Source organism: Ruminococcus albus AD2013 (assembly GCF_000526775.1).
Lineage (GTDB): Bacteria > Bacillota > Clostridia > Oscillospirales > Ruminococcaceae > Hominimerdicola > Hominimerdicola alba_A.
Window position 1 is genome coordinate 2,055,256 of record NZ_JAGS01000001.1, and the last position, 25,731, is coordinate 2,080,986.

General features: G+C 49.0%; 22 protein-coding genes. 5 read left to right on the forward strand and 17 right to left on the reverse strand.

The genetic code is table 11. The features are described 5' to 3' along the window. Nucleotides 1–86: 86 nt before the first annotated feature. Together N773_RS0109180 and N773_RS0109185 are read right to left on the reverse strand one after the other, a co-directional pair. Entirely contained in the window at nucleotides 87–1,433 is a 1,347-nt protein-coding gene (locus N773_RS0109180) for a citrate/2-methylcitrate synthase (RefSeq protein ID WP_024857523.1), read from the reverse strand. Between the two features lie 146 nt (nucleotides 1,434–1,579). Then, nucleotides 1,580–2,380 carry a TrmH family RNA methyltransferase gene (locus tag N773_RS0109185; protein WP_024857524.1) on the reverse strand — a complete coding sequence of 267 codons (801 nt, stop codon included), beginning with the start codon at nucleotides 2,378–2,380 and terminating at the stop codon, nucleotides 1,580–1,582. 783 nt (nucleotides 2,381–3,163) lie between these two features. Here N773_RS0109185 and N773_RS0109190 point away from each other — a divergent pair. The 4 genes from N773_RS0109190 to dut all read left to right on the forward strand — a co-directional run bounded on the left by N773_RS0109190 (nucleotide 3,164) and on the right by dut (nucleotide 8,331). Then, complete coding sequence (locus N773_RS0109190; RefSeq protein ID WP_043537854.1) at nucleotides 3,164–4,774, forward strand: cellulase family glycosylhydrolase; 1,611 nt, start codon at nucleotides 3,164–3,166, stop codon at nucleotides 4,772–4,774. A 459-nt stretch (nucleotides 4,775–5,233) separates the two neighbouring features. Continuing rightward, entirely contained in the window at nucleotides 5,234–5,827 is a 594-nt protein-coding gene (locus N773_RS20055; RefSeq protein WP_024857526.1) for a cell division protein ZapA, read from the forward strand. Continuing rightward, entirely contained in the window at nucleotides 5,828–7,879 is a 2,052-nt protein-coding gene (locus N773_RS0109200; RefSeq protein ID WP_024857527.1) for a U32 family peptidase, read from the forward strand. 11 nt (nucleotides 7,880–7,890) lie between these two features. Continuing rightward, nucleotides 7,891–8,331 carry a dUTP diphosphatase gene (gene dut, locus N773_RS0109205; RefSeq protein ID WP_024857528.1) on the forward strand — a complete coding sequence of 147 codons (441 nt, stop codon included), beginning with the start codon at nucleotides 7,891–7,893 and terminating at the stop codon, nucleotides 8,329–8,331. 231 nt (nucleotides 8,332–8,562) lie between these two features. Here the strand turns inward: dut and hypE are convergent, their stop codons facing one another. The 15 genes from hypE to N773_RS0109280 form a co-directional block, all read right to left on the reverse strand. Further along, the gene (gene hypE, locus N773_RS0109210; RefSeq protein ID WP_013497296.1) at nucleotides 8,563–9,570 is read right to left on the reverse strand and encodes a hydrogenase expression/formation protein HypE; all 1,008 of its coding nucleotides are present in this window, start codon (nucleotides 9,568–9,570) and stop codon (nucleotides 8,563–8,565) included. Nucleotides 9,571–9,635: 65 nt separating this feature from the next. Next, nucleotides 9,636–10,682: a hydrogenase formation protein HypD gene (gene hypD / locus N773_RS0109215; RefSeq protein ID WP_024857529.1), complete on the reverse strand. Its 1,047-nt coding sequence runs from the start codon at nucleotides 10,680–10,682 to the stop codon at nucleotides 9,636–9,638. Beyond that, entirely contained in the window at nucleotides 10,679–10,888 is a 210-nt protein-coding gene (locus N773_RS0109220; RefSeq protein ID WP_024857530.1) for a HypC/HybG/HupF family hydrogenase formation chaperone, read from the reverse strand. The genes hypD and N773_RS0109220 overlap by 4 nt, the downstream gene beginning before the upstream one ends. 299 nt (nucleotides 10,889–11,187) lie before the next feature. After that, entirely contained in the window at nucleotides 11,188–13,500 is a 2,313-nt protein-coding gene (gene hypF, locus N773_RS0109225) for a carbamoyltransferase HypF (RefSeq protein ID WP_024857531.1), read from the reverse strand. 13 nt (nucleotides 13,501–13,513) lie between these two features. Further along, nucleotides 13,514–14,539 (reverse strand): nitrogenase component 1, encoded by a 1,026-nt coding sequence (locus N773_RS0109230; RefSeq protein WP_024857532.1) that lies wholly within the window; start codon nucleotides 14,537–14,539, stop codon nucleotides 13,514–13,516. Continuing rightward, entirely contained in the window at nucleotides 14,536–15,828 is a 1,293-nt protein-coding gene (locus tag N773_RS0109235) for a nitrogenase component 1 (RefSeq protein WP_024857533.1), read from the reverse strand. Before N773_RS0109235 ends, N773_RS0109230 begins: the two co-directional genes overlap by 4 nt. Beyond that, nucleotides 15,821–16,585 (reverse strand): AAA family ATPase, encoded by a 765-nt coding sequence (locus N773_RS0109240; RefSeq protein ID WP_013497289.1) that lies wholly within the window; start codon nucleotides 16,583–16,585, stop codon nucleotides 15,821–15,823. Before N773_RS0109240 ends, N773_RS0109235 begins: the two co-directional genes overlap by 8 nt. A 12-nt stretch (nucleotides 16,586–16,597) precedes the next feature. Then, entirely contained in the window at nucleotides 16,598–17,797 is a 1,200-nt protein-coding gene (locus tag N773_RS0109245; RefSeq protein WP_024857534.1) for a nitrogenase component 1, read from the reverse strand. A gap of 64 nt (nucleotides 17,798–17,861) precedes the next feature. Further along, the gene (locus tag N773_RS0109250) at nucleotides 17,862–19,175 is read right to left on the reverse strand and encodes a nitrogenase component 1 (protein ID WP_024857535.1); all 1,314 of its coding nucleotides are present in this window, start codon (nucleotides 19,173–19,175) and stop codon (nucleotides 17,862–17,864) included. A 1-nt stretch (nucleotide 19,176) separates the two neighbouring features. After that, the gene (locus tag N773_RS0109255) at nucleotides 19,177–19,935 is read right to left on the reverse strand and encodes an AAA family ATPase (RefSeq protein WP_013497286.1); all 759 of its coding nucleotides are present in this window, start codon (nucleotides 19,933–19,935) and stop codon (nucleotides 19,177–19,179) included. Beyond that, a complete protein-coding gene (gene hydE, locus N773_RS0109260) occupies nucleotides 19,932–20,969 on the reverse strand; it encodes a [FeFe] hydrogenase H-cluster radical SAM maturase HydE (protein ID WP_024857536.1) in 1,038 nt (345 codons plus the stop codon). Before hydE ends, N773_RS0109255 begins: the two co-directional genes overlap by 4 nt. A gap of 107 nt (nucleotides 20,970–21,076) precedes the next feature. Continuing rightward, entirely contained in the window at nucleotides 21,077–21,724 is a 648-nt protein-coding gene (locus N773_RS21230) for a hypothetical protein (RefSeq protein WP_024857537.1), read from the reverse strand. 25 nt (nucleotides 21,725–21,749) lie between these two features. Continuing rightward, entirely contained in the window at nucleotides 21,750–22,256 is a 507-nt protein-coding gene (locus N773_RS0109270; RefSeq protein WP_024857538.1) for a hypothetical protein, read from the reverse strand. A gap of 10 nt (nucleotides 22,257–22,266) precedes the next feature. Next, a complete protein-coding gene (hydF, locus tag N773_RS0109275) occupies nucleotides 22,267–23,457 on the reverse strand; it encodes a [FeFe] hydrogenase H-cluster maturation GTPase HydF (protein WP_024857539.1) in 1,191 nt (396 codons plus the stop codon). A gap of 281 nt (nucleotides 23,458–23,738) precedes the next feature. After that, nucleotides 23,739–23,984, reverse strand: a complete 246-nt coding sequence (locus tag N773_RS0109280) for a TM1266 family iron-only hydrogenase system putative regulator (protein WP_024857540.1) — start codon at nucleotides 23,982–23,984, stop codon at nucleotides 23,739–23,741. Between the two features lie 300 nt (nucleotides 23,985–24,284). Here N773_RS0109280 and N773_RS0109285 point away from each other — a divergent pair, with 300 nt between their 5' ends. After that, a complete protein-coding gene (locus tag N773_RS0109285; RefSeq protein WP_024857541.1) occupies nucleotides 24,285–25,700 on the forward strand; it encodes an MATE family efflux transporter in 1,416 nt (471 codons plus the stop codon). The last annotated feature ends 31 nt before the right edge of the window (nucleotides 25,701–25,731 follow it).

Sequence of the window (25,731 nt, forward strand, 5' to 3'; positions counted from 1 at the left end):
CACATAAGAGGACATATGGTCGCTTTTGAAGCGACATTTTTATGCACACAAAAAATGCGCCCGCATACCCTCGGACGCATTTATAATTATCTGTCGTTTATGGGAACATAAGCCCTTTCCTTAGCCACAGCCTTGTAAGCGGGACGTATTATCCTCTTGCCTGTAACCAGTTCCTCGAAACGGTGAGCGCACCAGCCGGGCATTCTTGATACTGCAAACATAGGTGTGAACAGATCCTGAGGTACACCCAGCATTCTGTAAACAAAGCCCGAATACATATCAACATTTGCGCACATAGCCTTGTCGCTGCCCTTTATCTTCAGGAAAAGCTCGGGTGTCAGTCGCTCGATGGTTTCCAGCAGTCTGTACTCCTTCTCGAACTCGGTACCCTCAGCCATGCGCTTTGCGTTGGCTTTCAGTATCACCGCTCTCGGGTCGGAAAGTGTATATACCGCATGACCCATACCGTAGATAAGTCCCGACTTGTCGAAAGCTTCTTTCTTCAGTATCTTGGTCAGGAAGTCAGCAACCTCGCCCTCGTCGTCCCAGTTTGAAACGTGCTGCTTTACACATTCCTGCATAGCCGATACCTTGATGTTCGCGCCGCCGTGCTTTGGTCCTTTCAGCGAACCGATAGCTGCGGAGTATGCAGAATAAGGATCGGTGCCCGAAGATGTCAGTACGCGGCAGGCAAAGGTGGAGTTGTTTCCGCCGCCGTGTTCAGCGTGCAGCATCATCAGCAGGTCGAGAAGCTTAGCCTCATCGTCAGTGAACTTTCTGTCGGGACGTATAGCCGCCAGTATCATCTCAGCAGTGCTGTGATCGGGATCCAGCGGGTGCAGGAACATCGTCTGATTGTCGAATGTCCTCTTCTTCACCTGATAAGCCAGTGTCATTATGTAAGGCAGTTTCGAGATTATGGATATAGCCGTTGCCATCTCATATTCGGGGGCACGGTTCTCGGGATTGTCATCATAGGAATAAAGTGCCAGTATCGAACGTGACATCTTGTTCATTATGTCCTTCGAGGGTGCTTTGAGTATCATATCCGAGAAGAAATCCGCAGGCAGAGGACGGTTCTCAGCTATCATATGTCTGAAAGCAGCCAGTTCGTCCTTTTTGGGCAGTTCGCCCAGCAGAAGCAGATATACTATCTCCTCAAATCCGAAACGGTTCTCCTTAACGGCATTTCCCACCAGATCGTTTATATTGTAGCCGCGATAGATCAGCTGACCCTCGATCGGCATTTTTTCTCCTTCATTCACCACATATCCGTGAACATTGCAAATATTGGTAAGACCCGCAGTAACACCAGTGCCGTCGGCATTTCTCAGACCTCTCTTGACACTGTACCTGTCATAATAACCGGGGTCGATAGTGTTGTTTTTCACAAACTGCTGACAGAGCAGTTTCCTTGCTGTATCATTTACCATTCCTTCCACTCACTTTCCTTGGATATTTTGTAATTATACCACATTCCGCCCTTTTTGTCAACTGCGGAAAGCTGTAATTCACACATATACTATCGATATTTTACATATGTATCCATACATTCCGCAGCGCATCATCTTCCAATGACTTACACACCCCTGTACCTCATCTCCCAGAAAGCCACAGCCCCCGCCGCGGCAACGTTAAGGGAATCCACCCCGTGTGCCATGGGTATTTTTATCGTCATATCACATTCTTCGATGGTGGTCGTTTTCAGCCCGTCGCCCTCGGTGCCAAGGACTATCGCAAGCTTTTCCGCCCTTTTCAGACGTTCGTCCTCAATGCTGACAGTATCCGCCCTCAGCGCCATAGCCGCCGTCAGAAAGCCCTCTTCTTTCAGCCTGCCGATATATCCGCTGTCCGATTTACCGATAAATCTCCACGGCACCTGAAATACCGTACCCATGCTGACGCGAATAGTCCGCCTGAAAAGCGGGTCGCTGCAGCCGTCAGTCAGCAGTACAGCATCAACGCCAAGTGCCGCCGCCGAACGGAATATCGCCCCCATATTCGTCTGATTCATGATATCCTCCAGCACCGCGACCCTGTGTACCTCCGCGGGAAGTGCCGTATCTTCGCTTTTCCGCTTCATTGCACACAGCACGCCCTGTGTCAGCTTGAAACCCGTTATCTCTTCAAGAAGCTTCTTTCCCGCCGAATATACAGGAACGTCACCGACCCTTTCAACGATATCCGCCGCCTGCCCCATGATGTACTTTTCGTCCGAAAGCAGAGATACAGCCTCATACCCCGCATCAAGGGCGGTACGTATCACTTTCGGGCTTTCTGCCACGAACAGCCCCTGCGCTTTCAGCGAGAGTTCAGCCGTATCCCTGTAAGGTGCCAGCCCCTCGGTATCAAGATCATTTATCCGAACTATCCTGCCCATATATATGCCCCCTTTTGATCTGATATCATCATACCATACCCGCCGATTTTTTTCAACACCTCACCACTAAAAAGTGATAAAATATGCCGTTAAAAACAAGTTCAGGTGTCAAGTGATTTTGCTTGATTTTGTCCTGTCTTTTTTTAGCTGAACTGCCCGAACTTACACATATGATACTATGCAAACATATGTTTTGTATTTTAACTCGGACATATTTCTGCAAGAGTTGTACAAAAACGTACAACTTTTCGACCAAGATCACTGATAGTAGAAAGGCATAAATTTTTATGCCCGACAAACAGCACGAGTCCACTGCCGACACTACGATGCCCGACCGTGATACTGACCGAGTTTGCGAAGCGTGAAACGATGTAAACGCAGCCGACACTATCGCCATCGGGGGTACGTGGGTGCGGATCCCGGATAAAGCTTTGTCACATGATATTTCTCCTGCTTATGCGCACGATGGCAGGCAGCGCCGATTATGACTACGGGATATGAGGTGCGTGTCATACTGCATACGTGAGAAAGTTCTCAGCATCTTGACAATACCCGCGAAAATATGACCCGCGGCTCATAAAAATATAAGCCGAAAAAGTGAAAGAAAGACCGTTTTCCCATATTTTTATATAATTTATTGAAAATATTTTTGTAAAAATGACCCGACCAACGTTAAAAAAATAGTCAGACTGCTTCTTGAAATAGTCTGCACTATATGTTATAATGTCAATATGTGACAATAGAGTAATCTAAAAATGTAATGAAATGAAAGGAGTTTTTTTGATGAGAAAACATATCAAAAAATTTCTGAGCCTTTTTACCGCAGGTGCTATGTCGCTTTCTGCCCTGCCTTTCATCAGCGCTCAGGCTCAGGACGTATCTTCTATGACCCCAAAACAGATAGCGGCAGATATGGGTGTGGGCTGGAACCTCGGCAATACCCTTGACGCTCATGACAGCGGCAGTCACAAAAAAATGGGACTGGAGTCAGAGACCTACTGGGGCAACCCCAAGGCGACAAAGGCACTCATCGATGCGGTAAAAGCCAAGGGCTTCAATACTATCCGTATCCCCGTGACCTGGTATCCCCATGCTGACGCTAACTACAAGATAAACAGCGCGTGGATGAGCAGAGTTAAGCAGGTTGTCGATTGGGCGATAGCTGATGATACCTATGTTATACTCAATGTCCATCACGATGAATGGAACAGACCCACCAATGCCAACTACTCCGCGGCTTCAAAGGAACTGAAAGCTTTCTGGAAACAGATAGCTAACGAATTCCAGAACTATGACCGTCACCTTATTTTCGAGGGCATGAACGAACCCAGAAATTACGGCGGTAATCACGAATGGGACGGCGGTACGTCAGAAATGAGAGAAGTTGTCAACAAGCTTGACAAGGATTTTGTTGATACCGTAAGAGCAACAGGCGGCAAAAACAAGACCAGATGTCTTATGATACCCACCTATGCGGCAAGTTCCACTACTGCTGCCATGAAGGCGCTGAGTATCCCCAACGACCCTAATATCCTGGTATCCATCCACGCTTATACCCCCTATAACTTCACCATGAATACAGGATACGGTGCAACTAACGTATTTGACAGCAATATGGAAAATGAGCTGAAACAGCTCTTCAACAATATCAGCAATATCTACCTTTCAAAGGGTCATTCTGTCGTTATCGGCGAGTTCAGTGCTTCTAACAAGAATAACACCGCCGAGCGTGTAAAGTGGGCAAAGAGCTATGCCAATCTTGCTAAGAGCAAGGGTATACCGATAGTTCTCTGGGATAATAATTCCATCAATGATACCTATAATAACGGCGAGGGTCACGGCTATATCAACAGAAAAACTCTCCAGTGGTACGATGCCTCCGAGCCTGTGGTCGATGCGCTGATAAAGACCTACGGCCACGTTAAAGCTACAAAGGAAAAGACCATCAGCAACTGCAGGATCACTCTTTCACAGAGATCCTATACCTATGACGGCAATGAGCACAAGCCTTCCGTGACCGTTACTTTTGACGGCAAAAAACTCACTGAGGGCAAGGATTACTCCCTCACCTACAAGGGCGGCAGGAATGTCGGCGATGCTTCCGTTACCGTTACAGGCACAGGTAATTTCAAAGGTTCTGCGACCGTTAAGTACTCTGTCGATCCCGCTGACCTCTCGGGCTACAAGCTGGGCGACGTAAACTTTGACAATTCGATAAACATAACCGATATCACCCTGACATCTGCCCATGTAAAGGGCAAGAGCATTATGTCCGCAAGCCGCATCAAGGCCGCTGATATCAATCGTGACGGCAAGATAAACATAACCGATATCACTCGTATAGCAGCTCAGGTAAAGGGCAAAAAACTCCTTCCAAATGAAAAAGTAGCCTGATCCGTTATATTATTTGTATAATCCATATAAATTTTTAACGGTATATTCTACATAAAGACTCATCATTTCAGGTGATGCAGCATCATAACGAAAATGGTATAATCAGTATAGTGGAAGATTTGCAAAAAAGCAAAAAAGCTTGGAAGAACAAAAGAAGATTCCGCTAACATCCCCTATCGTTAAAGTAAAGAACAACCCGGCGCAGCAGAACGCCGGGTCGTTTTTTTGCGCATTTATCGCATCAGCACTCACTTTAATGGACTGAAGTCCGATCCATGTATCACCTGTCTTACGAGTAATATCCGTCCTTTTTCGTACAAAAGATATCCCGCGGATAAGGAACACTATGCAGAATAAAAAATCAAAACTTTTTCTGTAAAAGGTCTTTATTTTTTGTGAAAAATGTTGTATAATGTAAAGTGAACTATTTTTATTCTTTTTCACAAGGAGGAAAACAATATGGCAACCTACAAGGTAGTAATAATGGGCAAGGAGTATGTCCTGACAAGCGAGGAAAACAAGGACTACACCGAAAGACTGGCGGCAGCTCTGGATAAGCGCATAAAGGACATGAGAGCGCGTTTTTCAAGCCTTTCCATCACTGACTGCGCTGTACTCACCGCCCTTGACTGCATGGACGAACTGGGACAGGCTAACAGGAACATCGATAATATACGCACACAGATAAAGGACTACGTTGACGATGCGGGCAGAGCGAGAAATCAGGCAACAGGTGCACAGCGTGAGATAAAGATACTGAAAGAAAGAGTGGAACAGCTCGAAAAGGAACTGGCTGAACGCACTAATTTCAGTGCTATGAACAATGTGGGTGAAGCTGTCAGCGCTGAGGATATCCTCAAAGGCGATATCAAGGCGGCAATAGGCGAGACATCCGAACCTGAAGCAGTCCATGCGGAAAATAACGCACAGAGAAGGTCTATCCAGGACAGCCCCTATATGCGCAGCTACGAACAGGCTATGAACAAAAGACCCGCTGACGGCGCGGCAGGCGGTGCAAGGTTCAGCGGAAACGATCAGGGAAACAACAAGTAAATGGCAGAGATACTAGCACCCTGCGGTTCACCCGAAGTATTGAAAGCCGCACTGAGAGCGGGCTGTGATGCAGTCTATCTGGGGGGCGAGGAATTTTCCGCCAGACAGAACGCCGCAAATTTCTGCAACGCCGACATAGAAGAAGCGGTATACCAATGCCACAAGCGCGGTGTGAAAGTCTACCGCACTATAAACACGGTGATATTCGATGAACAGCTTGACGAGTGCATAAAGGCTGTTAAACACTGTGCGGCTGCGGGTGTTGACGGCATAATCACCCAGGACTTAGCCCTTATTGAAATAGTTCGCAAATGCTGTCCCGACCTGCACATTCACGCATCGACCCAGATGACCATACATACCCGCCGCGGAATGGAGGTCACTAAAAAACTGGGATTCAGGCGTACTGTGCTTTCAAGGGAACTCCCTCTTGATATAATAAGAGAGCTTTCCGCTCTGGGCATCGAGACAGAAGTGTTCGTACACGGGGCGCTCTGTATGTCGGTATCGGGTCAGTGTTTCATGAGTGCTGTGGTGGGTTCGAGAAGCGCTAACAGAGGTCTTTGCGCACAGGCTTGCAGACTTCCCTGCAATGCAGGGGGCAGAGGAAAGGACAGGTATGACCTTTCCCTGAAAGACCTTTCCTACTGTGATGAACTGGGCGAGATAGTCAGCGCAGGCGTAAGTTCGCTGAAGATCGAGGGGCGCATGAAACGCCCCGAATACGTGGCTATGGCAGTTGACAGCTGTAAAAAAGCCCTTGCAGGCGAAGACTACGACAGGCAGACACTTGAAGCAGTATTCTCCCGCAACGGATTTACCGACGGATATCTGCACCACAAACTGGGTGGGGATATGTTCGGTATGCGCACAGGTGAGGACGCAGCGGCAGGTGCTAAGGCTATGCCTAAGATACACGAGCTTTACCGCTATGAGGACAAGCGCGATACCATCAGTTTTGAGATAAGGATAAAGGCAGATGAAGCTGTCAGGCTGACAGCACGGGACAGTCTCGGCACGGAGGTTTCTGCGGAGGGCGGATATCCTCAGCAGGCGAAAAGCAGAGCCATCGATGAAGCCGCAGTTATAAAACAGCTTTCAAAACTGGGCGACACCATATACACCTTCGGCGGTGCTGAATGTGATATAGACGATGGACTGTTTGTCAGCCCCGGTGAACTTAACGAGTTAAGGCGTAAAGTCTGTACGGAGATGGACAACGAGCGTGCGCTGAAAAACAGCGCAGTTGTCCCCTTTACAAAGTCCGATATCACCGACTTTGAGGAATACAAGGGCGGCGGACAGACTATCCGTGTAAGCGTGACTAACCTTGAACAGCTTGGTGCGGTATCTCCCGAAAAGGCAGAGATGTGCTGTATCCCCCTTGACCTTGCCGTGCGTGCGGCAGAAGTCTTCCCCGCTGATAAACTCGCGGTTATGATGCCGCGATTCACCTTTGACGAGGATAAACAGCTTAACCGACTTGCAGAAGCAAAGCGCGTGGGTATAAACCATCTGTATGCCACAAACCTTGCCCATACCGAGATAGCAAAAGAACTTGGCATGGTGCTTCATGCGGGATTCGGCTTCAATCTTACGAATTCATGTGCGCTGAATATGGCTAAAGAACTTGGTGCGGCTGATGCAATTGTCAGCTTTGAACTTAAAGCGGCGCAGATATCACGGCTTAAAAAGCCCCTGCCCATAGGTGTATACGCCTACGGCAGACTGCCGCTTATGCTGACGGTGAACTGTCCGATATCGGCGGCGGCAGGCTGTAAAAACTGCATACATCATATCACCGACCGTACGGGCAGGGACTTCCCTGTCAGGTGTTCAAAGCGGGAGGGCTATGTGGAGATACTCAACAGCGAGGTGCTTTACATGGCAGATAAGCTTGGCGACCTCCGAAGTGCTGATATACTTATGCTTGATTTTACCGATGAAACTCCCGCACAGGTGAGACACATCATCGAAGAATACGAAAACGGCGGACTTAACGGCAGACCCGATAAGATAACACGGGGTCTGTATTACCGCGGTGTACAATAAAGGAGACAGTTATGAGGTTATTGTTCAAGAAACTGCGTGAAAACGCAGTCATACCGAAATATCAGACAGAGTACAGCGCAGGGCTCGATCTTTGCGCCTGTGTTGATGGCGAGATAAGTATACCCGCAGGTGAGACCGTGAAAGTTCCCACAGGGCTTGCGGCGGAACTTGAAGGCGAAAAGAATGCTGTACTGCTGATTTATGCGAGAAGTTCTCTGGCGACAAAGCTTGGTCTTGCCCCTGCAAACTGCGTAGGCGTAGTTGACTGGGATTACCGCGGTGAACTGATAGTCGCACTGCACAATGCATCAGCCGAGGACAGGGTGATACAGAACGGCGACAGGATAGCACAGCTGGTAGTAACGCCTATATACCGTCCCGAGGTATGCGAAAGCGATGAACTTTCCGACACTGCAAGAGGTGCAGGCGGATTCGGCTCAACCGGAATTTAATTCATAATTCATAATTCATAATTCACAATTATTGACAGGGTCGCGAGTTTTGTGTGCTTGCCAACAACATTGGGATATGAGTTTGCTACGCTGAAAAAATCTATACAGAAAACAATGTGCGCTCATCGCAATACAGCGGTGAACGCACATTTGGTTATTTAGGGAATAACACAAACTGATGATAAGCACATGGCAGTCGTGCTCATGCCAACAATTATGAATTATGAATTATCAGCATATGCGCGGGAGAAGTTCGCCGCCGGGCTGAGGGAGCATGGTCTGGGCGCCTATCTCGGTCTCCATGACTACTCTGCCTGCGTTTTCGGCGGTTATCTCGCCGATGATAGCGGCATTCTTGGAATACTTGCCCTCGCGGAGCTTTTCAACCAGTGCAGGTGCTTTGTCCTTGGGGGCGATTATCACAAGTCTGCCCTCACAGGCGAGGTAGAGGGGTTCAAGGCCCAGCATACCGCAAACGCCCTTGACAGCGGGGTCAACGGGGATATCTTCTGCATTCAGGCGAACACCTACATTGCTCTGCTCTGCAATCTCATAGAGGACTGTACCAACGCCGCCGCGGGTAGCGTCACGGATAGTGTGGATATCATTGGTGACGGTATACAGGCTTTCAACTGTGCCCCAGAGAGGTGCGCAGTCGCTGTCAACATTGGCATCTATGCCGTATTCATCGCGGGCGAGAAGTATGGTACAGCCGTGTCTGCCCACATCGCCCGTAACGATTACAGCATCGCCGGGCTTAGCGTATGTGCCCGAGGTATCAGCGTTATCCATTATCCTGCCTATGCCTGTGGTGGTGATGAATATCTTATCCACCTGACCCTTGCCTGCTACCTTGGTATCGCCTGCGACTATCTTAACGCCTGCTTCTGCCGCGGTCTTTTCCATAGAAGCCGCAATCTCTTCAAGCTTGTCAAGGGGGAAGCCCTCTTCGATGACGAAAGCGCAGGTGAGGTACAGAGGCTTCGCACCCATGCAGGAAAGGTCGTTGACTGTTCCGCAGATGGAGAGTTTGCCGATGTTTCCGCCGTTGAATTCAAAGGGGGAAACGATGAAGCCGTCGGTGGACATGGCAAGTCTGCCGTCGCCGATATTCAGAACAGCGGCATCATCTGCTGTGAACTGAGGATTTGAAAAATGTGCCTTGAAAACTCTGTCGATAAGTTCCGAGGTCTGCTTTCCGCCCGCACCGTGGGCGAGGGTAACTGTTTTTTCTGACATATTGTATTTACTCCTTTGTGCGCCAGCAGGCGCTTAAATGTTATTTCGTTTATTAAGATACAGCCTTATACTCCGCCGTACTGATAGTAAGCCGCACAGGCACCCTCATCGGATACCATGCAGGCACCTACGGGGTGTTCGGGGGTACATACCTTGCCGAATACCTTGCAGTCGCAGGGTTTGCATTTGCCTTGCAGGACTTCTCCACAGCGGCAGGCAGGATTGGGCTTGCCCTTTATCTCGGGCATAGCGTACTTCTTTCTTGCATCGAAATCGGCGTACTCATCGCGGAGTTTCATGCCCGACATGGGGATAACGCCAAGACCGCGCCATTCGGTATCGCAGGGCTCCATTACCTTTTCTATCAGCTTCCGTGCGGGGGGATTGCCCTCGGGCTTAACTACGCGGGGGTAGCAGTTGACGAAGAAAGGCTCGTCCTTTTCAGCGTTCTTCAGTATCACTGCAAGGGCGGTGAGAAGTTCGCTTGCGGTAAAGCCCGCGATAACGCCCGATACGCCTTTGGCTTTAAGTTCCTCGCATATAGCTGTACCTGTTATCGCGTTTACATGACCCGGATAAAGGAAAGCGTCAGCACTGCCCTCCAATGCCGCATAGGCATTGGGCATGGTCTTGTTTGCGGTCAGCAGAGAGAAATTGGTAAGCCCGCAGTTTTTAGCTGTTTCAGCCGCAAGACAGGCTGAGGGGGTAGTGGTCTCAAAACCCACGGCAAGAAAAACTATCTGCTCATCGGGGTTCTGCCTTGCCATTTCAACTGCATCCAGCGGGGAATAAACGGGGCGTACCTGTGCGCCCTTAGCCCTTGCACCTGCAAGAGACATCTCCGTACCCGGTACACGGATAAGGTCGCCGAATGTGGTTATAACACAGCCTTTCTCCAGTGCCAGCCATATAGCTTCATCTATAAATCCCACGGGAGTTACGCACACGGGACATCCGGGTCCCGAGATAAGTTCAACATTTTCGGGCAGAAGCTTGCGCAGACCCAGTTTGAATATCTCATGGGTATGGGTGCCGCAGACCTCCATTATACGCAGGGGTCTTCCCTTATAGTTAACGATTATATCCCTTGCCTTTTTAGCCTGTTCGTTCACAGCAGACCCTCCATTACATCAAATGCTTCGTCCTCGTCGTTCGAGGTGATCTTTGCGATAGCCACACCTGCGTGCACCATCACATAATCACCGGGTTCGAGGTCTTCCAGCAGATCGGCGCTGACCTCGCGCTTTGCGCCGTTTGCATCTATAAGGGCTGTACCGTCCTTAACGTTTACTACTTTTGCAGATAATCCAACACACATATTTATCCTCCTATTCTAAATGAGGGGCTGTGCCCCTCATACTCCAAACATCAGCTTTGCTGATGTTGTGCGCGGCAAGACCTTCGCGCCCGAGAAACTTGAGCGGCGTTCGCTTTGGTCGCTTCGCTCCCGCAGCTCACTATGCTCAAGGGGCGCTCAGGCTCTTGCCTTGCTGTTGGTTTATATTACTTTATTTTGGGCTTCAAATTAAGCTATTTTTTGACATTCTATCGTCCGCGGCATGAAAGCTTTGCCATTCACAAAACCCCGCCGCGCAATTATTAATTGTGAATTATGAATTATGAATTATAAATGCCATACGCTGCCTGTCCCAGAGCTATGCCGCCGTCATTGGGCGGTATCAGGCTGTGCAGAAGTACGGTGAAGCCTTTGGCTGTAAGTCTTTCGTGGCACAGCTTTGTCAGCAGACGGTTCTGGAAAACTCCGCCGCTGAGGGCAACGGTATTTATGCCTGTATCCTCGCTTATCTTTTCGCAGGCGGCTGTTACCATATCAGCAAGCACCGCATGAAAGGTATAGGCAAGTACATCGGGCTGACAGCAGGCGAGTTTACGCTCGGCTATATCAGCCGCAAGTGCCATTGTACAGAGAGTTACAAAACCGTCCTGATACTTTATCAGCTTTTCGGGAGTACGGTAATTCTCCGATATCTCGTGGCGCTTTGCTAAACAGCGCTCGGCTTCGCACATAAGGGCTACGGAAGCTTCGCCCTCAAAGGTGGATGTCCTCTTTATACCGAGTATAGCGGACACGGCATCGAAAAGTCTGCCGCAGCTTGTGGACTTAACAGAGTTGAGACCCTTTTCAGCCATAGCCTTTTGCAGTTTATACTCCATGCCGTCGCATATGCCAAGACGCTGACAGAGGACTTCTCCGCCGTCGCCGAAAGCATCGCGTATAAGTGCCGAGGCTATGCGCCAGCCCTCTTTTGAGGAGAGGTCGCCGCCTGTCTGCATAAATGGACGTATACTTCCGACCCTTTTATAGCCGCGGTAATCGCAGAGGAGAAATTCGCCGCCCCATATAGTGCCGTCATCGCCGTAGCCTGTGCCGTCGAAGCTGACACCGATCACCTTTCCGTCAAAGCCGTTTTCAGCCATGCAGGAAAGTATGTGGGCGTAGTGATGCTGTACCTTTATCAGGGGTACGCCCAGCTTTTTAGCGATATCCTCAGCCACGCGGACGGTGTTGTACTTGGGGTGGGTATCGCAGACAATGACCTCGGGGTTCGTTTCGAGAAGTCCGCACATTCTCTCGGTGCTTTCTTCCAGGGCTTTTACGGTGCGGATATCCGCCATATCTCCCACGTAGGGCGAGGGATAAAGCAGGTCGCCTCTTGCTATGCAGAAGCTGTTTTTCAGCTCGCCGCCGACGGCAAGCACCTGTTTGTCAGCCTTGTTTTTCAGCATGACGGGCAGGGGTGCGAAACCGCGGGAGCGGCGTATCATATAGGGCTTATCGAAAAGCCAGTCGCACACGCTGTCATCTGCACGGAGAAGTATCTTCCTGTTGTGGGAAAGCATGAGGTCGCAGAAACCGCCTATCTCTTTGAGGGCATCTTCGTCACTGCGGCATATTGGTGCGCCGCGGACGTTGCCGCTGGTCATTACAAGGCAGTCGGTCATATCAACATCATCGGGATAGTCGAATAATAGCATCTGCACAGGGGCATAGGGAAGCATAACGCCCACGGTGGTATTATCGGGGGCTATCTTCTCGCTGAGAGTGCAGCAGCTGCGCTTTTTAAGAAGCATTATTGGCTTCTGCCAGCCTGTGAGGTATTCTTCCTGACCGTCCCTGATATGGCACTGTTTGCGCACGGTGTCCATATCCCGCATCATTACCGCAAAGGGCTTTGCGGGGCGGCTTTTCAGTTCACGCAGGCGTGAAACGGCTTCCTCGTTGTGGGCATCACAGCAGAGGTGGAAACCGCCTATGCCCTTTACTGCCGCTATCTTACCTTCCATTATGGCGCGCCTGATAAGTGTGATGGCGTCACCGCCCTTTATATCGGTGCCCACGATGTAGACCTCGGGGCCGCAGTCGTTACAGCACACGGGCTGTGCATCATAGCGGCGTGTAGCAGGGTCGTGGTACTCGGAAGAACACTTTTCGCACATGGGGTGTTCTTTCATGGTGGTGCGTTCGCGGTCATAGGGCATAGACTCCAGTATAGTCAGACGCGGACCGCACTGGGTACAGTTTATAAAGGGGTGCAGATATCTTCTGTCCGTTTTATCGAACAGTTCTGCACGGCATTTCGGGCAGGTGGCGATATCGGGGGAAACGAATATATCTCCCATCTCCTTTTCGCTCTCGATTATCTCAAAGCCCGAAAATTCGGTATATTCAATATCGGTGACTTCTACCTCAAGAACCATGGCGCGTTCGGGAGGATCATGTCTTATCCTGTCGGCAAAGGCTGCAAGAGAAGCTTCTTCACCTGTGGCATAGATATCCACATAGGAACCCTTATTCGCCACTGTTCCGCTGATGCCGAGTTCTTCGGCGGTCACAGCGGTGAAAGGTCGGAAGCCTACGCCCTGCACTATGCCGAAAACACGTATATTGACAGTTTTTATGTTGTTCACCTTCTTATATCTGTTATTGGAAAGTTCTGCCCGAAACTGCGAAGTGAGGCAGGTCGAACCATTCGCCCTTGTACTCGGGGAGGGCGCGTTTAAGGCTGATATCAGCTATTATAAGGTCGAAGCCCTTTGCCTTTTCTGCGAGGTCTTCCTCGTCCTTTATGTGGAAGTCGCCCTCCTGTGCGGCGGTCTTATCAAGCATGAAGAACGTTCCGCAGGTCGAATCGCCTATGATATCGCGGACAGCATTTGCTGTCATCTGCTGGTGTATGATAAGAGTTCTGCCGCCTGTTCTCAGGTCTTTCAGCTTATCGGTATACTCACCAGGAAGCGGACAGCCGTGCACCTCAACATCGAGTGAGAAATTATCTTTAAGGTAATTTCCTGCCCTGATGCCTGCGGGAGATATGACGAATATCTTCTCAAATCGGGAGATGTTTTTTACTTCGTCAAGTCCGCTGTCGAAGCCTATGCATTTGACTTCCTCAAAGCCCTCAGCCTTTATCTGCGATACTATGGTATCGGCGGTGATGAAGCCCGTATCAAGAGGTGTAGCGCCTATGACGGCGGCAGTGCCTTTCCGGGTGGGGAGTTTTTCCTTTGCAAATGTTTTGAACAAACGCAGGTAGGCTTCTTCCTCGCCTTTATCGTAAAGCTTTGTGCCGTCGGTCTGAACTGTGATACAGGGTACGCCTGTTTTCTTTTCAGCCATGCGTTCAAGGGCTTTATAGTCGGTGGCTATGACTGCGGGGACAGGTGTGCCGACGATGGCGGTGAAGTCCCTTTCAAGCTGCTGCTGTGCAAGGGCAAGCTTTGCAACAAGGCGGTCATCTCTGCCGAGGATAGCGTCCATATCACGGAGTCCCGCACTGAACAGCGCGGACTTTTTAGTGAACCAGCGGGGTTCATCAAAACCGCAGACATTGCCCGCACATCCGCCCGCATCGCATATAACGGTGATACCACCAAGTTCGTAAAGCACCGAACAGGCACCTGAATCATCGGGGGCAAGGGGAGAGATATATCTCAAAAACTTTTTCATTTCTTCTCCTCCTTTGCAAGTGCTTCGTCTAGTTCTGCAAGCAGGCGTTCAACGCCCTCATATCCGAAAGGCTGTTCCTCGGTATTGAACTGTGCGCATGGCAGGTCGGGGTGATAATATCCAGCGTCAACACCTATCGCAACATCTATATCAGTCTTTCTCTCATAATTCAGCATCGTAGGCGAAAGGTTCGAGAATATGCGGGTATCGGGGGATACCTGAGCAAGTTTCTTTATGAATACGAAGTTTCTCTCCCCCACCGTGCCGTATATCTCGCTGACCTTTATGCCGTACTCTGTCAGTGCAAGGGCAAGTTCAAAGCTGTCAGCATTTACGCACTCGCCCACCGCCGCAGATATCTTTCCGTGTTTTGATATGAAGTTATCTACTGCGGTTTTGGCTTTATCGTAATATTTATCATCATCAAATTCTGCACCCAGCGCCTGACCAAGCAGACGGTACTGATTGCGTATCTTATCAAGCCTGTACATTCTCGTCAGCTCGATAAAGGGTATACCCAAACGCTTTTCCATATCCTGTGCGGCATATCTCGCTTCGGCATTTATCACAAGGTTGAAATTCGCCCTTGAAAGATCGTGGTATTCATCTATTGTACTGCACCTTGAAAGCTCACGAACTTTCTTTATGCCCGCACTGTGAAGAAGGTCATACAGCTCGCTGTCATCGTGAACATGGCTGAAATATCCGAGTATGTTACATTCGTTGGATATCCTCTTCTGCGGCTTCAACAGCGAGTATACCGACTTTCTCACTCCTGCCATGGGGGGCAGACGCTTCTCTCTTGTAAGCGCATACATATATGCGGGGACAGTCGGTACGCCTGTTTCGTCCTCGCACTTGCGGCATACACGTTCCATATCCGTACCAAGAAGTGCGTCAACACAGGTAATGCATATCATCACTGCTGTGGGTGTATAGTCAAGGCTTTCGCAGACTTCTCTGCACGCCTTTGGTATCTTTGTGAGATGTCTGCCTGTGACGATATCGGTATCATCGAGAAGCAGATAGAAAAATCTTTCGTTATATCCCAGTTCGTTGAGAAGTGCGGTATTTCTTCCGCAGCAGCCGGGGGCTACCAGAAGCATCACAGAACCGGGTATGGCAAGACCCGCTCTTTTTACGCCGAATCCCTTTGCACCGGGAGAATTGAAATCCAGTGTTGCGGGGGACGAATATATCATATGCTTGTGGCTCATGAGTTCGTCGGGGGTATTTTCAAAGCCCTTTGCGGCGAGATCGGCGGCGGTGATGTAGTATGCGTCAGTCATCCTGTTCTTCCTCCGCTATGAGTTTTTTGGCGAGGTCGAAGAAGCGCTTTGAAGTTTCACATTCGGGGTCGCCCTCGATGACGGTCTTGCCCATATCCTCGTACTTTATTATATCAGCCGAACGCGGGATATCAGCCGCAACGTCAAGACCTGCTGACTCTGCAAAAGCGCGGACTTTTTCTTCCTCGTTTTCAACGGCGCGGCGGTTCATGATTATACCGCGTACTTTGGCATAGCTTCTGTCCTCGAAATTCTTCACCGCTTTGTTGATATTATTAGCGGCATACAGCGCCATCTTTTCGCCCGAGGTAACTATCAGCACCTTGTCGGCGTAGCCCTCTCTTATAGGGGCGGCAAATCCTCCGCATACCACGTCGCCGAGGACATCGTAGAGAACCACATCGGGCTTGAACTTCTCAAAAAGTTCAAGTTCTTCCAACAGGGAGAATGTGGTGATGATACCTCTGCCCGCACAGCCGAGACCCGGGGTGGGTCCGCCTGTTTCGATACAGAGTATACCGCCGAAACCTATCTGAGATATCTCCTCGATGGAAGTCGGTTCTTCGTCACGGTCGCGCATATAGTCCATAACAGGGGTTACAGGTGTTCCGCCCAGCAGATTTATGGTAGAATCCGCCTTGGGGTCACAGCCTATCTGTATCACCCTTTTTCCGAGAGATGCGAAAGCCGCCGCGAGGTTCGCGGTACAGGTGGATTTTCCTATGCCGCCCTTGCCGTATATCGCCAGTTTTATCATTCAAAAAACTCCTCATTTATTTTTCTTATTTATTGCGAGTACAAGATCATCCAGAAAGTCATTACACGTAGGATCTTTCATATCCTTTGCAAAGCATCTGCCCGAGAAAGCGAAGTGGGGCAGTTCGATAAGCCTGCATCCCTCGGGTATGATGTATTTGTACAGGGGGTCTGCCACGACTTCCTTAATGCCGCGGTCTTTGATATATGCCTTGATGTCTTCCTCGGCATATAGGGGCATATCCTTTTTATCGGGAGATAGGTCTGCATCTATATCCGGGGGACATATAACATCTACCGCATGGCGGGTCATTACAGACCATTCAAAGGCTATCGACCCTGCAAGCACAGCCTCGCCTATGACAAGGCGCTCGGCTTTTTCGTCGGTACATCTGCCGCGGCACATTGCTGCCATCATTCTGCTTATACCGTCATGGGCAGTTTCATACATAAAACTGCTGAGAGCACCTGCCTGTATCATATCGACATCGCCCAGGGGCACGCCGCAGATATAGGGTATACCGAATTCCTTTTCCATATACCGCGCTGCAGGAAGCCCGCAGTAGGATACCACGAGATTCACATTTGCAGAGGCTGCTTTGCGTATCTCATCGAGAGTGCCGCCCATGCCTATGGAGGATATGACTTTCATCTTAGGTCTGCTGTAAAGCTTCTTCATGCTTTCAACCGCCCCCGTAAGACCGAAATCAAGGGGGGTCGCACCTATGATATTTATGGCGATGCCATCGAAATCTTCCTTGGGCATATCATGTACGAACTCACGGACAATAGCTTCAAGCGCCATACCGGCACCGCTGATATACGAACGTGTACCATTGGTTGCCAGACCGAAAGTCGGTATACCAGTCCGTCCCTGAATATCCCTCGCCACTGCTTCGTAGTCAAAACCTGTCATCATGGGCATGGGTGAACCGCACAGCGCTATAAATGCGGGCTGACGGTCTTTAGCGGCTGAGACTATATCTTCGATAAGCTTTTCATCGTTGCCGAGGATAGCATCGGTCTCGGTAAGCGCGGATATATAGATATCCGAGCGCATATCGTACCAGCGGGGTTCATCGTGGGTTGAATAAGTGGAATTGCAGCCCGATGCATCATGCACGACTATCATGCCGCCAAACTCATACAGCGCCGAACATACGCCCGAAGTATCCGCCGCATAGCATGGTATTATCTTACTGACATTTTTCATAGTAAACCTCTTTTTCATGATCATTGACACTGTATCGCCAATGCCAATAATTATGAATTATGAATTATAAACAGCTCTCACAGCCGATACCCTTGTGTGATATAAGAGTCCGCCTGTCCTTTGGTGCGTTTGCCGCTTCTTCTATCAGGCGTGCTATCTCAGCTATGCCTGTAAAGCCGTAATATCCGCCGTTCTGGACTATATTTACGAAATAGTCGGTGTTGAAATAATGTGCGGCTTTCTGACCCACGGCTATGACCTTTTCATGGTCTTCCTCGGGGAAATGCAGCATATTCACATTAACCGCCGAGTATATCTCAATATCTGGTGCGAGAGTTTTCAGCCCATCGAATGCGGCGCCGTCCTCACCCAGAACATCATTTATGATATACTTCACATTGAAGCCTTTTTCGCAAAGGAGTTTCGCCAGAGAGAAAGGCTGTGTTACCGCTGTGAAGTCGATAGCTACGGGAATATCGCCCAAAGCTTTTTTTGCGGAGAAAAGTGCGTCCTCTGCCTGCTTTTCTTCACGCGTAAGGTCGGGACATTCAACTCCGAGAGTTTCGCACAGTTTCGCGATATTCGCCCTTATCTCTGCCGCATCAAAACTGTTGGGCAGATAAAGCGACTTAGTCCCAAGCCGCTCGGAAAGTTCATCGCAGCCCATAGCCGCCGTAGGCAGATAAGCGATATTCACCGCCGCCTTTGCCATATCAAGATATTCATCGTAGGTCTTGCATGAGGTTATATCCCTAAGAGTAAAGCCATTATCCCTTATTATGCGGACAAGCTCGCTGTTTTCATCGGTAGCACGGTCGTTGCCGATGATATTCACCGAGCGTTCATCTACGGGCAGGGGCTTCAGCGCATTGTAAAGCTGCGCCCTCATCTTTGCATCGGGAGAGATGGTCTTGCGCATGGTGGGTGTCATATAGCAGTCCGAAAAATCTATATCGGGAAATTTTTCTGAAAGGTCCCGTATTATGATATCGAAATCGCAACCTGCAAAAAGGTGTATACAGCTGAGATACAAAAGCACAGCGCGGGGTCTGTAAGGCAGACCTTCGATTATTTCACACACGCCGTCAACCACATCGCTTTCCAGCGTACCATCGAACATATCCTGCTCGGAAACGGATATCCAGCTCATGCGGTCAAGGGCATTCATTTCAGCCGCCGTGAGGATAACACCGCGGAGACAGCCCTGAGCACAGGCGAATATCTCATGTGCTTCGGGTATCAGCATACCTGTATGGACTATGTTCCATACACCCCTTGCAGGTGGATTGTATTCAAGTCCGCCTGTGAAGAAATCACCGCGGGGCGCATCGCCCAGCCTTATCACGGGTGGACGGTCAAGCTCTGTTTTTCTGAGCATATCACTCACCTCCGCAAATAGCGTATACCGCATCGGCTATTGCTTTCAGCTGTTTTGAAGTTTCACATTCGGGAGCGGAAGCCACTATCGCTTTGCCCATTTCTTCCGCAAGAGGTATATCCTCACTGCGGTCGAGAGTACCTATGACAGATGTATTGAAATCAGCCGCAAGCTCCTCTGCCGCTTCGTCTTCATCGGGTACTCCCCTGCGGTTTAGTATTATGCCGCCAAGAGAAGCGTATCCTCTGCCCTTGAAATTCTCAACAGCCATGCAGATATTTGCCGCCGCATATCTGGACATTTTCTCGCCCGAACAGACAACGAATATCTTATCAGCATAGCCCTTGCGCATGGGCATGGAGAATCCTCCGCATACCACATCGCCGAGGACATCGTAGACCACAACATCGGGCTTGTATACCTCATAAGCACCCAGCTTTTCAAGGCTTTCCAGGGCATTGATTATACCTCTGCCCGCACAGCCCAGTCCCGGGACAGGTCCGCCGGCTTCAACGCAGTATACTCCGCTTGGGGTCTTGAAGACCACATCGTCAAGGGTGAACTTGCCGCCTGTTTTGCGGGTCATATCAAGCACGGTAGGTATCCTGTCGCCGCCGTGGAGAAGCGATGTTGAATCCGCCTTGGGGTCACAGCCTATCTGCATGACGGTAAGACCTTTTGCAGCCAGTGCCGCCGAGATATTGCAGGCGATGGTGGATTTACCTATGCCGCCTTTTCCGTATACAGCAAATTTAATCATATATGGTCACCTCTTGATACAGCTACCTCGTAGCCGATGGACTTCATTCTCATTTCAAGACATCCGCGGCACTGTGCGCTTTCGTCACCTGTACATATCTTGTTATCGTAAAGCATATATTTCTTTCTCACCGCTGTCGGGGAAAGGTTGGGCATTATAACGTTAGCGCCTGCCTTTACACCTTCCTCCCTGCCGTTGGGACGTATCGTGCCGAGGGCAGTAGTTGCGGGCAGGAGAACATCGGGGAGAATTATCCTGCACAGACTCAGCAGGAAAAGTGTCAGTTCGTAACTGCCTTTGGGTTCGTCCCTGAAAGGTGTATCCTTGTGGGGCAGGAATGGTCCTATGCCTATCATCTCTGGCTTGAAGCTTTCAAAGAAAAGCATATCCTCGGCGATACACTCCATAGTCTGGTAGGGTGAACCCACCATTATACCCGCACCTGTCTGGTATCCCAGTTCTTTCAGATATTTAAGACATTCCATGCGGTCATCCCATGACATTTCGGCGGGGTGAAGTTTCTCATAATGGGCTTTGTCGGCTGTTTCGTGGCGCAGAAGATATCTGTCGGCACCTGCTTCTCTCAGTGCCTTGTATTCGTCATAGGTCAGTTCACCGAGAGAAAGTGTAACAGCACAGTCGGGGTGAGCCGCCTTTATCCTGCGAACGATATCACAGAGGGTATCGTTAGTATAGCTCTTATCCTCGCCGCTCTGCAAAACAAAGGTACGGAAACCAAGTTCATAACCCTCGTCACAGCAGTCGAGTATCTCATCGGGGGTAAGCCGATACCGCTGAACATTGGTATTGGAACGTCTTATTCCGCAGTAGTAGCAATCGTTCTTACAGATGTTTGAAAATTCCACGATACCGCGAATGAATATCTTATTTCCGAAACGCGAGTTACTTATCTCCCGTGCGATACCCGCGGCGTAAGCCCTGTCATCATCGGTATACCCAGATAAAAGGGTCACCCATTCTTCTTTTTCGAGATGCTTATCCTTGTTCAGTTTATCTATAAGAGCCTTGCTCATGATCTCACCCTGTCTTTAATTATTTTATCTCCCATACATAAGCCATTACTTTCTTACTTCAGCTCATGTAAATGTGCTGTATATATCAGGTCTGTCATTGTTATTATTCACAGCTGGTCCTCCAGCTTTTTCAGCCTGTATCTCTTTTCTTCGATGGGTCTTACAAGTTCCTCAAACTTCTGCTGACGTTTGTTCTTTGTTATGCCGCTCAAAGGCTTTATGTCGATACTCAGTCTTCCTGTTTCGTCAAAGACCTCGACCGCCGCATAATATGAGTTCCCGTCATCAGAAGACTCCACACGGATATAAGTACGCTCTATATCCCTTATACGAAGCACGACCCTGTTTTTCTTAAAGATATACTCATCGCCGACGTATACGGCAGTATTACTTATGCAGTCAACGTGCATCAGATCGTTGTATACATTTTCCAATCCGTCAGCACCGATAATGGTATCAGTACGCAGCACATCGGGAAAGGGTCTCTTTCCGTAGCTGAAGGCAAAATACACTACCAGCCAGCCCGATATCAGCACCGATATAAGAAATAACAGCACCATACTTGTGACCAGCATAAATAACGCCGAAGCCATCGTCCCGATAATTCCCGCCACAACACCTATGATACGCTTTCGTCTGACTGCCTGCGGACTGTATCTTTTCGACAGCGCCAGAAATTCGTCTATTGCACGGTACATCTCAGCTTCCCTGCCGCCGAGGTCGTAATAGGATATCTCTTCTTTTCTGTCGCTCATTTTGTTTTTCTCCTTAGTCAAAGGTCTATTCCTGTTCTCCTATGCCTATCAGTTTCCTTATCTCGTCAAATTGTAACTGTCTTTGAACTTTCAGCACGCTCAGACTCCGTAGCTCAAAAGTCTCGTCACATGTTTCATCGCTGATATCCACATAGCAGAAATAGGCTATATCCTCGGTGTTATCTGAATTGTATACGTAGCATTTTTTTATATCTTTCAGCCTGCACATGAAATTTCCCTGCCTGAACAGATATACTGCGCCGATATAGATATCACTGCGATCGACCCTTGTGCAGTGCATAAGATCATCATAGACCGCTTCGATACCGTCAGCCCCGATGATATTCACCGCCCTTTTCAAAGCAGACATCGGTTTTGAATGATTCTTTCTGCCAAACTTTGAAACTACTTTGTCTGCTATCGAGCCTATGCCTTTTTTGCAGAAGCGCTCCGTAAGCTGTAGAAATTTATCGACCTCGGTATACTTATCGGCATCGGGCGATGTTTTGTCAAATACAAATTTATCACTCATGCAGCCACCTCTAGTTTATTTCAGGGATGATCTCCAGACTTCTTTCGAGTATTCCGTTCATGTAAGCGATGGCGATGCCGTAATTCGTAACGGGAACACCTGCTTCTTCGACAGTCATCATTCTGCTGCTCATCTCGCGGGCATTCAGCATACAGCCGCCGCAGTGTATAACAAGGGCGTAATCTGTAAGGTCATCGGGGAATTCTCTGCCCGATGAGAACTCCAGCCTGAAGTCCTTGCCTGTATACTTTTTCAGCAGCTTCGGCAGCTTCACAGTTCCGATATCTTCGCACTGACGGTGGTGGGTGCAACCCTCGGAGATCAGTATCCTGTCGCCGTCTTTAAGAGCATCTATCGCTTTTGCGCCCCGCACGGCAGGTTCAAGAAATCCCTTGTATCTCGCCATGAGTATGGAGAAAGATGTCAGCTTGATATCCACAGGGGTAGCTTCATTCGCCTTTGCAAATACCTGACTGTCGGTTATAACTACCGCGGGCTTCGGGTTCAGCTGTTCCAGAAAACCTTTCAGCTCCGTTTCCCGACAGGTCAGCGCAGCAGAACCGTGTTCAAGCAGGTCGCGTATCACCTGCTGCTGAGGGAGTATCAGCCTGCCCTTAGGTGCTGCCTTATCGATAGGTATACACAGCACCGCAAGTTCACCCTCACCGATAAGGTCGCCCACCAGCGGAACGCTCTGCTCCTTATAATCGGTAAGCTGTGCGACTTTCTCGCGCAGTTCGTTTATCATGGTCTTGTTGAGGGCACTGACATATATCTCGTTCTTATCCTCGGTCGGGATACTATCCAAAAGATCGGACTTGTTCTTAGCGATGACATAGGGTATGCGCCTGCCTTCAAACAGCTTTATCAGCTGTTTTTCGCTCTCGTCCAGTTCTCTGGTACAGTCCGTAACGAGAACTGCACAGTCAGTCTTGCCAAGCACCTCTGAGGTCTTTCTGACCCTGAGTTCACCCAGTTCACCCTCATCATCGTAACCGGGGGTGTCAATTATCATTACGGGTCCCATCGGAAGAAGTTCCATCGCCTTATATACAGGGTCGGTAGTCGTACCGGGAGTATCCGATACTATCGCCAGTTCCTGATTTGTAAAAGCGTTAACCACGCTTGATTTGCCCGCATTCCTGCGTCCGAAAAAGCCTATGTGTACCCTCTCGCCCGAGGGTGTGTCATTAAGTCCCATGTTTCAGCTCTCCTTTTTTTGCCTGCCGGTGAAAAGCATAAATCAAGCCCGTATCCTCCGAAAACAGAGAACACGGGCTTACACGCCGATAAAGACCTGCGGATACACTTATCCCGTGGGCTCATGCAAAACATAAAGTATATATACCCCATATCCTGCCGCGCCCCGATATTTTCCGCGGTCGCTTGTGTCTTTCTGCTTCTGCCTCAAAATAGTTTTCGGCATCAGGAGGAAACATATGCTTGTATTTTTTATAATGGGTCTTTCCCGTTTATCCCGGGTCAGACCGTTGAATATACCGTCTTGGCGGTAACACCGTTAAGTCTGCCTATCTTGCCCGCAAGGGTATTTATCTTATCCTGCGGTGCATCGATAGCGATGCTTATGATGTTGATGCCCTTGGCACGGTAAGGCACTCCCATCCTGCCGAAAATGTACTCGCCGAATTCGTGCAGTATGGAATTTATGCTTTCCACAGAGCTGACGTCTTCAATAATGATAGAAATAACCGCTACTCTTGTCTGCATAGCTATCTTCCTTTCTATCGGTGTCAGTCACCGTGAAAAATATTATGTTTTATAAAGGCACGATACTGTGCCTTATACTATTAATATCAACAGTATCATTATAACACGGCGGCGCATATTAGTCAAGGCTAACGCGCACTATATAGGTATAGTTTGCTAAGGTATATATGTCAATTAATGTTCTGATACACCTTTTCGTTCATATTTTTGTTAACGTATAAGAAAAAAGATTTGACAAATTACGCAGAAAGGAGTATAATAGTTAATGTTTTGAAAAAATATAAAAAGAGGTAAGGAAAATTGAATGAAGTAAGAGAAAAGAACCCTTTGGGTTACGAAAGAATTCCGATGCTGCTGTGCAAATTCGCACTGCCCAGCGTTATAGCCATGCTGGTAAGTTCGCTGTACAACGTCGTTGACCAGATATTCATAGGCAAGGGCGTGGGACCGCTTGGAAATGCCGCAACAGGCGTGGCTTTCCCGCTGACTACGATATGTATGGCGATAACCCTCGCTATCGGCATAGGTACAGCTTCAAGATATTCGCTGTATCTCGGCAAGCACGAGGAAGAAAATGCCGCCAAGACAGTAGGCTGCGGTCTTTGCATGATGTTCGTTTTCGGCATACTGCTGACAGTAGTAACGGAGCTGTTTCTCCACCCTATGCTTATGGCTTTTGGTGCAACCAAATATGTATACCCATACGCCTACGATTACACTAAGATAACCGCTCTGGGTATGCCTTTCATCGTAGTAATGAACGGCATGAGCAATCTCGCGCGTGCTGACGGCAGTCCGCAGTATTCCATGACCACTATGATAATCGGCGCCGTGATAAATACCGTACTCGACCCTATATTCATATTCAAATTTGACTGGGGAGTATCGGGCGCTGCTTGGGCAACAGTCATAGGACAGGTGGTATCAGGCATATTCGCCCTTATGTACCTTAAAAAGCTGAAGCGCATAACTCTCCGCCGCGAACACATCAGGCTGAGTTTGAGCCAGATGCTCACCACACTTACAATGGGCATGAGCAACGGTCTTACACAGATAGCCCTCACTCTCGTGCAGATAGTCATGAACCGCTCACTCACCAAATACGGCGAACTTTCGCCCTATGGCTCGGATATTCCCCTTGCCGCCAGCACCATCGTAATGAAGGTCAATTCCATCGTACTCGCCATAATAATAGGAATTTTGCAGGGTATGCAGCCCATCGTAGGCTTCAATTACAGTGCAAGACAGTACGAACGCGTAAAGGGCGTGTACAGGCTTGCAATAAAGTGCGAACTTGTAATTACGATAATAGCCTTTGCGGTATTCCAGATATTTCCGAAACAGGTGCTTTCGCTCTTCGATTCGTCAGATAAACAGGAAACTGCTCTTTACTTCGATTTCGCGGTAAAATTCATGAGGACTTTCCTGCTGATGCTTCCGCTGACAGGTATCCAGATGATATCCTCGAATTTCTTTGCAGCCATCGGCAAGCCCGTAAAAGGCGCAGTTCTCTCACTCACAAGACAGGTGCTGTTCCTTATCCCGCTTGTGCTGACACTCGCCTACTTCTTCGGATTAAACGGCATAATGGCAGCCGCTCCAATATCCGACCTTATAGCTTTCATCGTTGTTATGGTATTCATAAAGCGTGAAACAGAACAGATGGATAAAGTCACCCGAATTTTAGCTGAGTATAAAATAAAACTGCCGGTATAAAACCACAGCCCCGAAGCAATGTCCGTTCGCT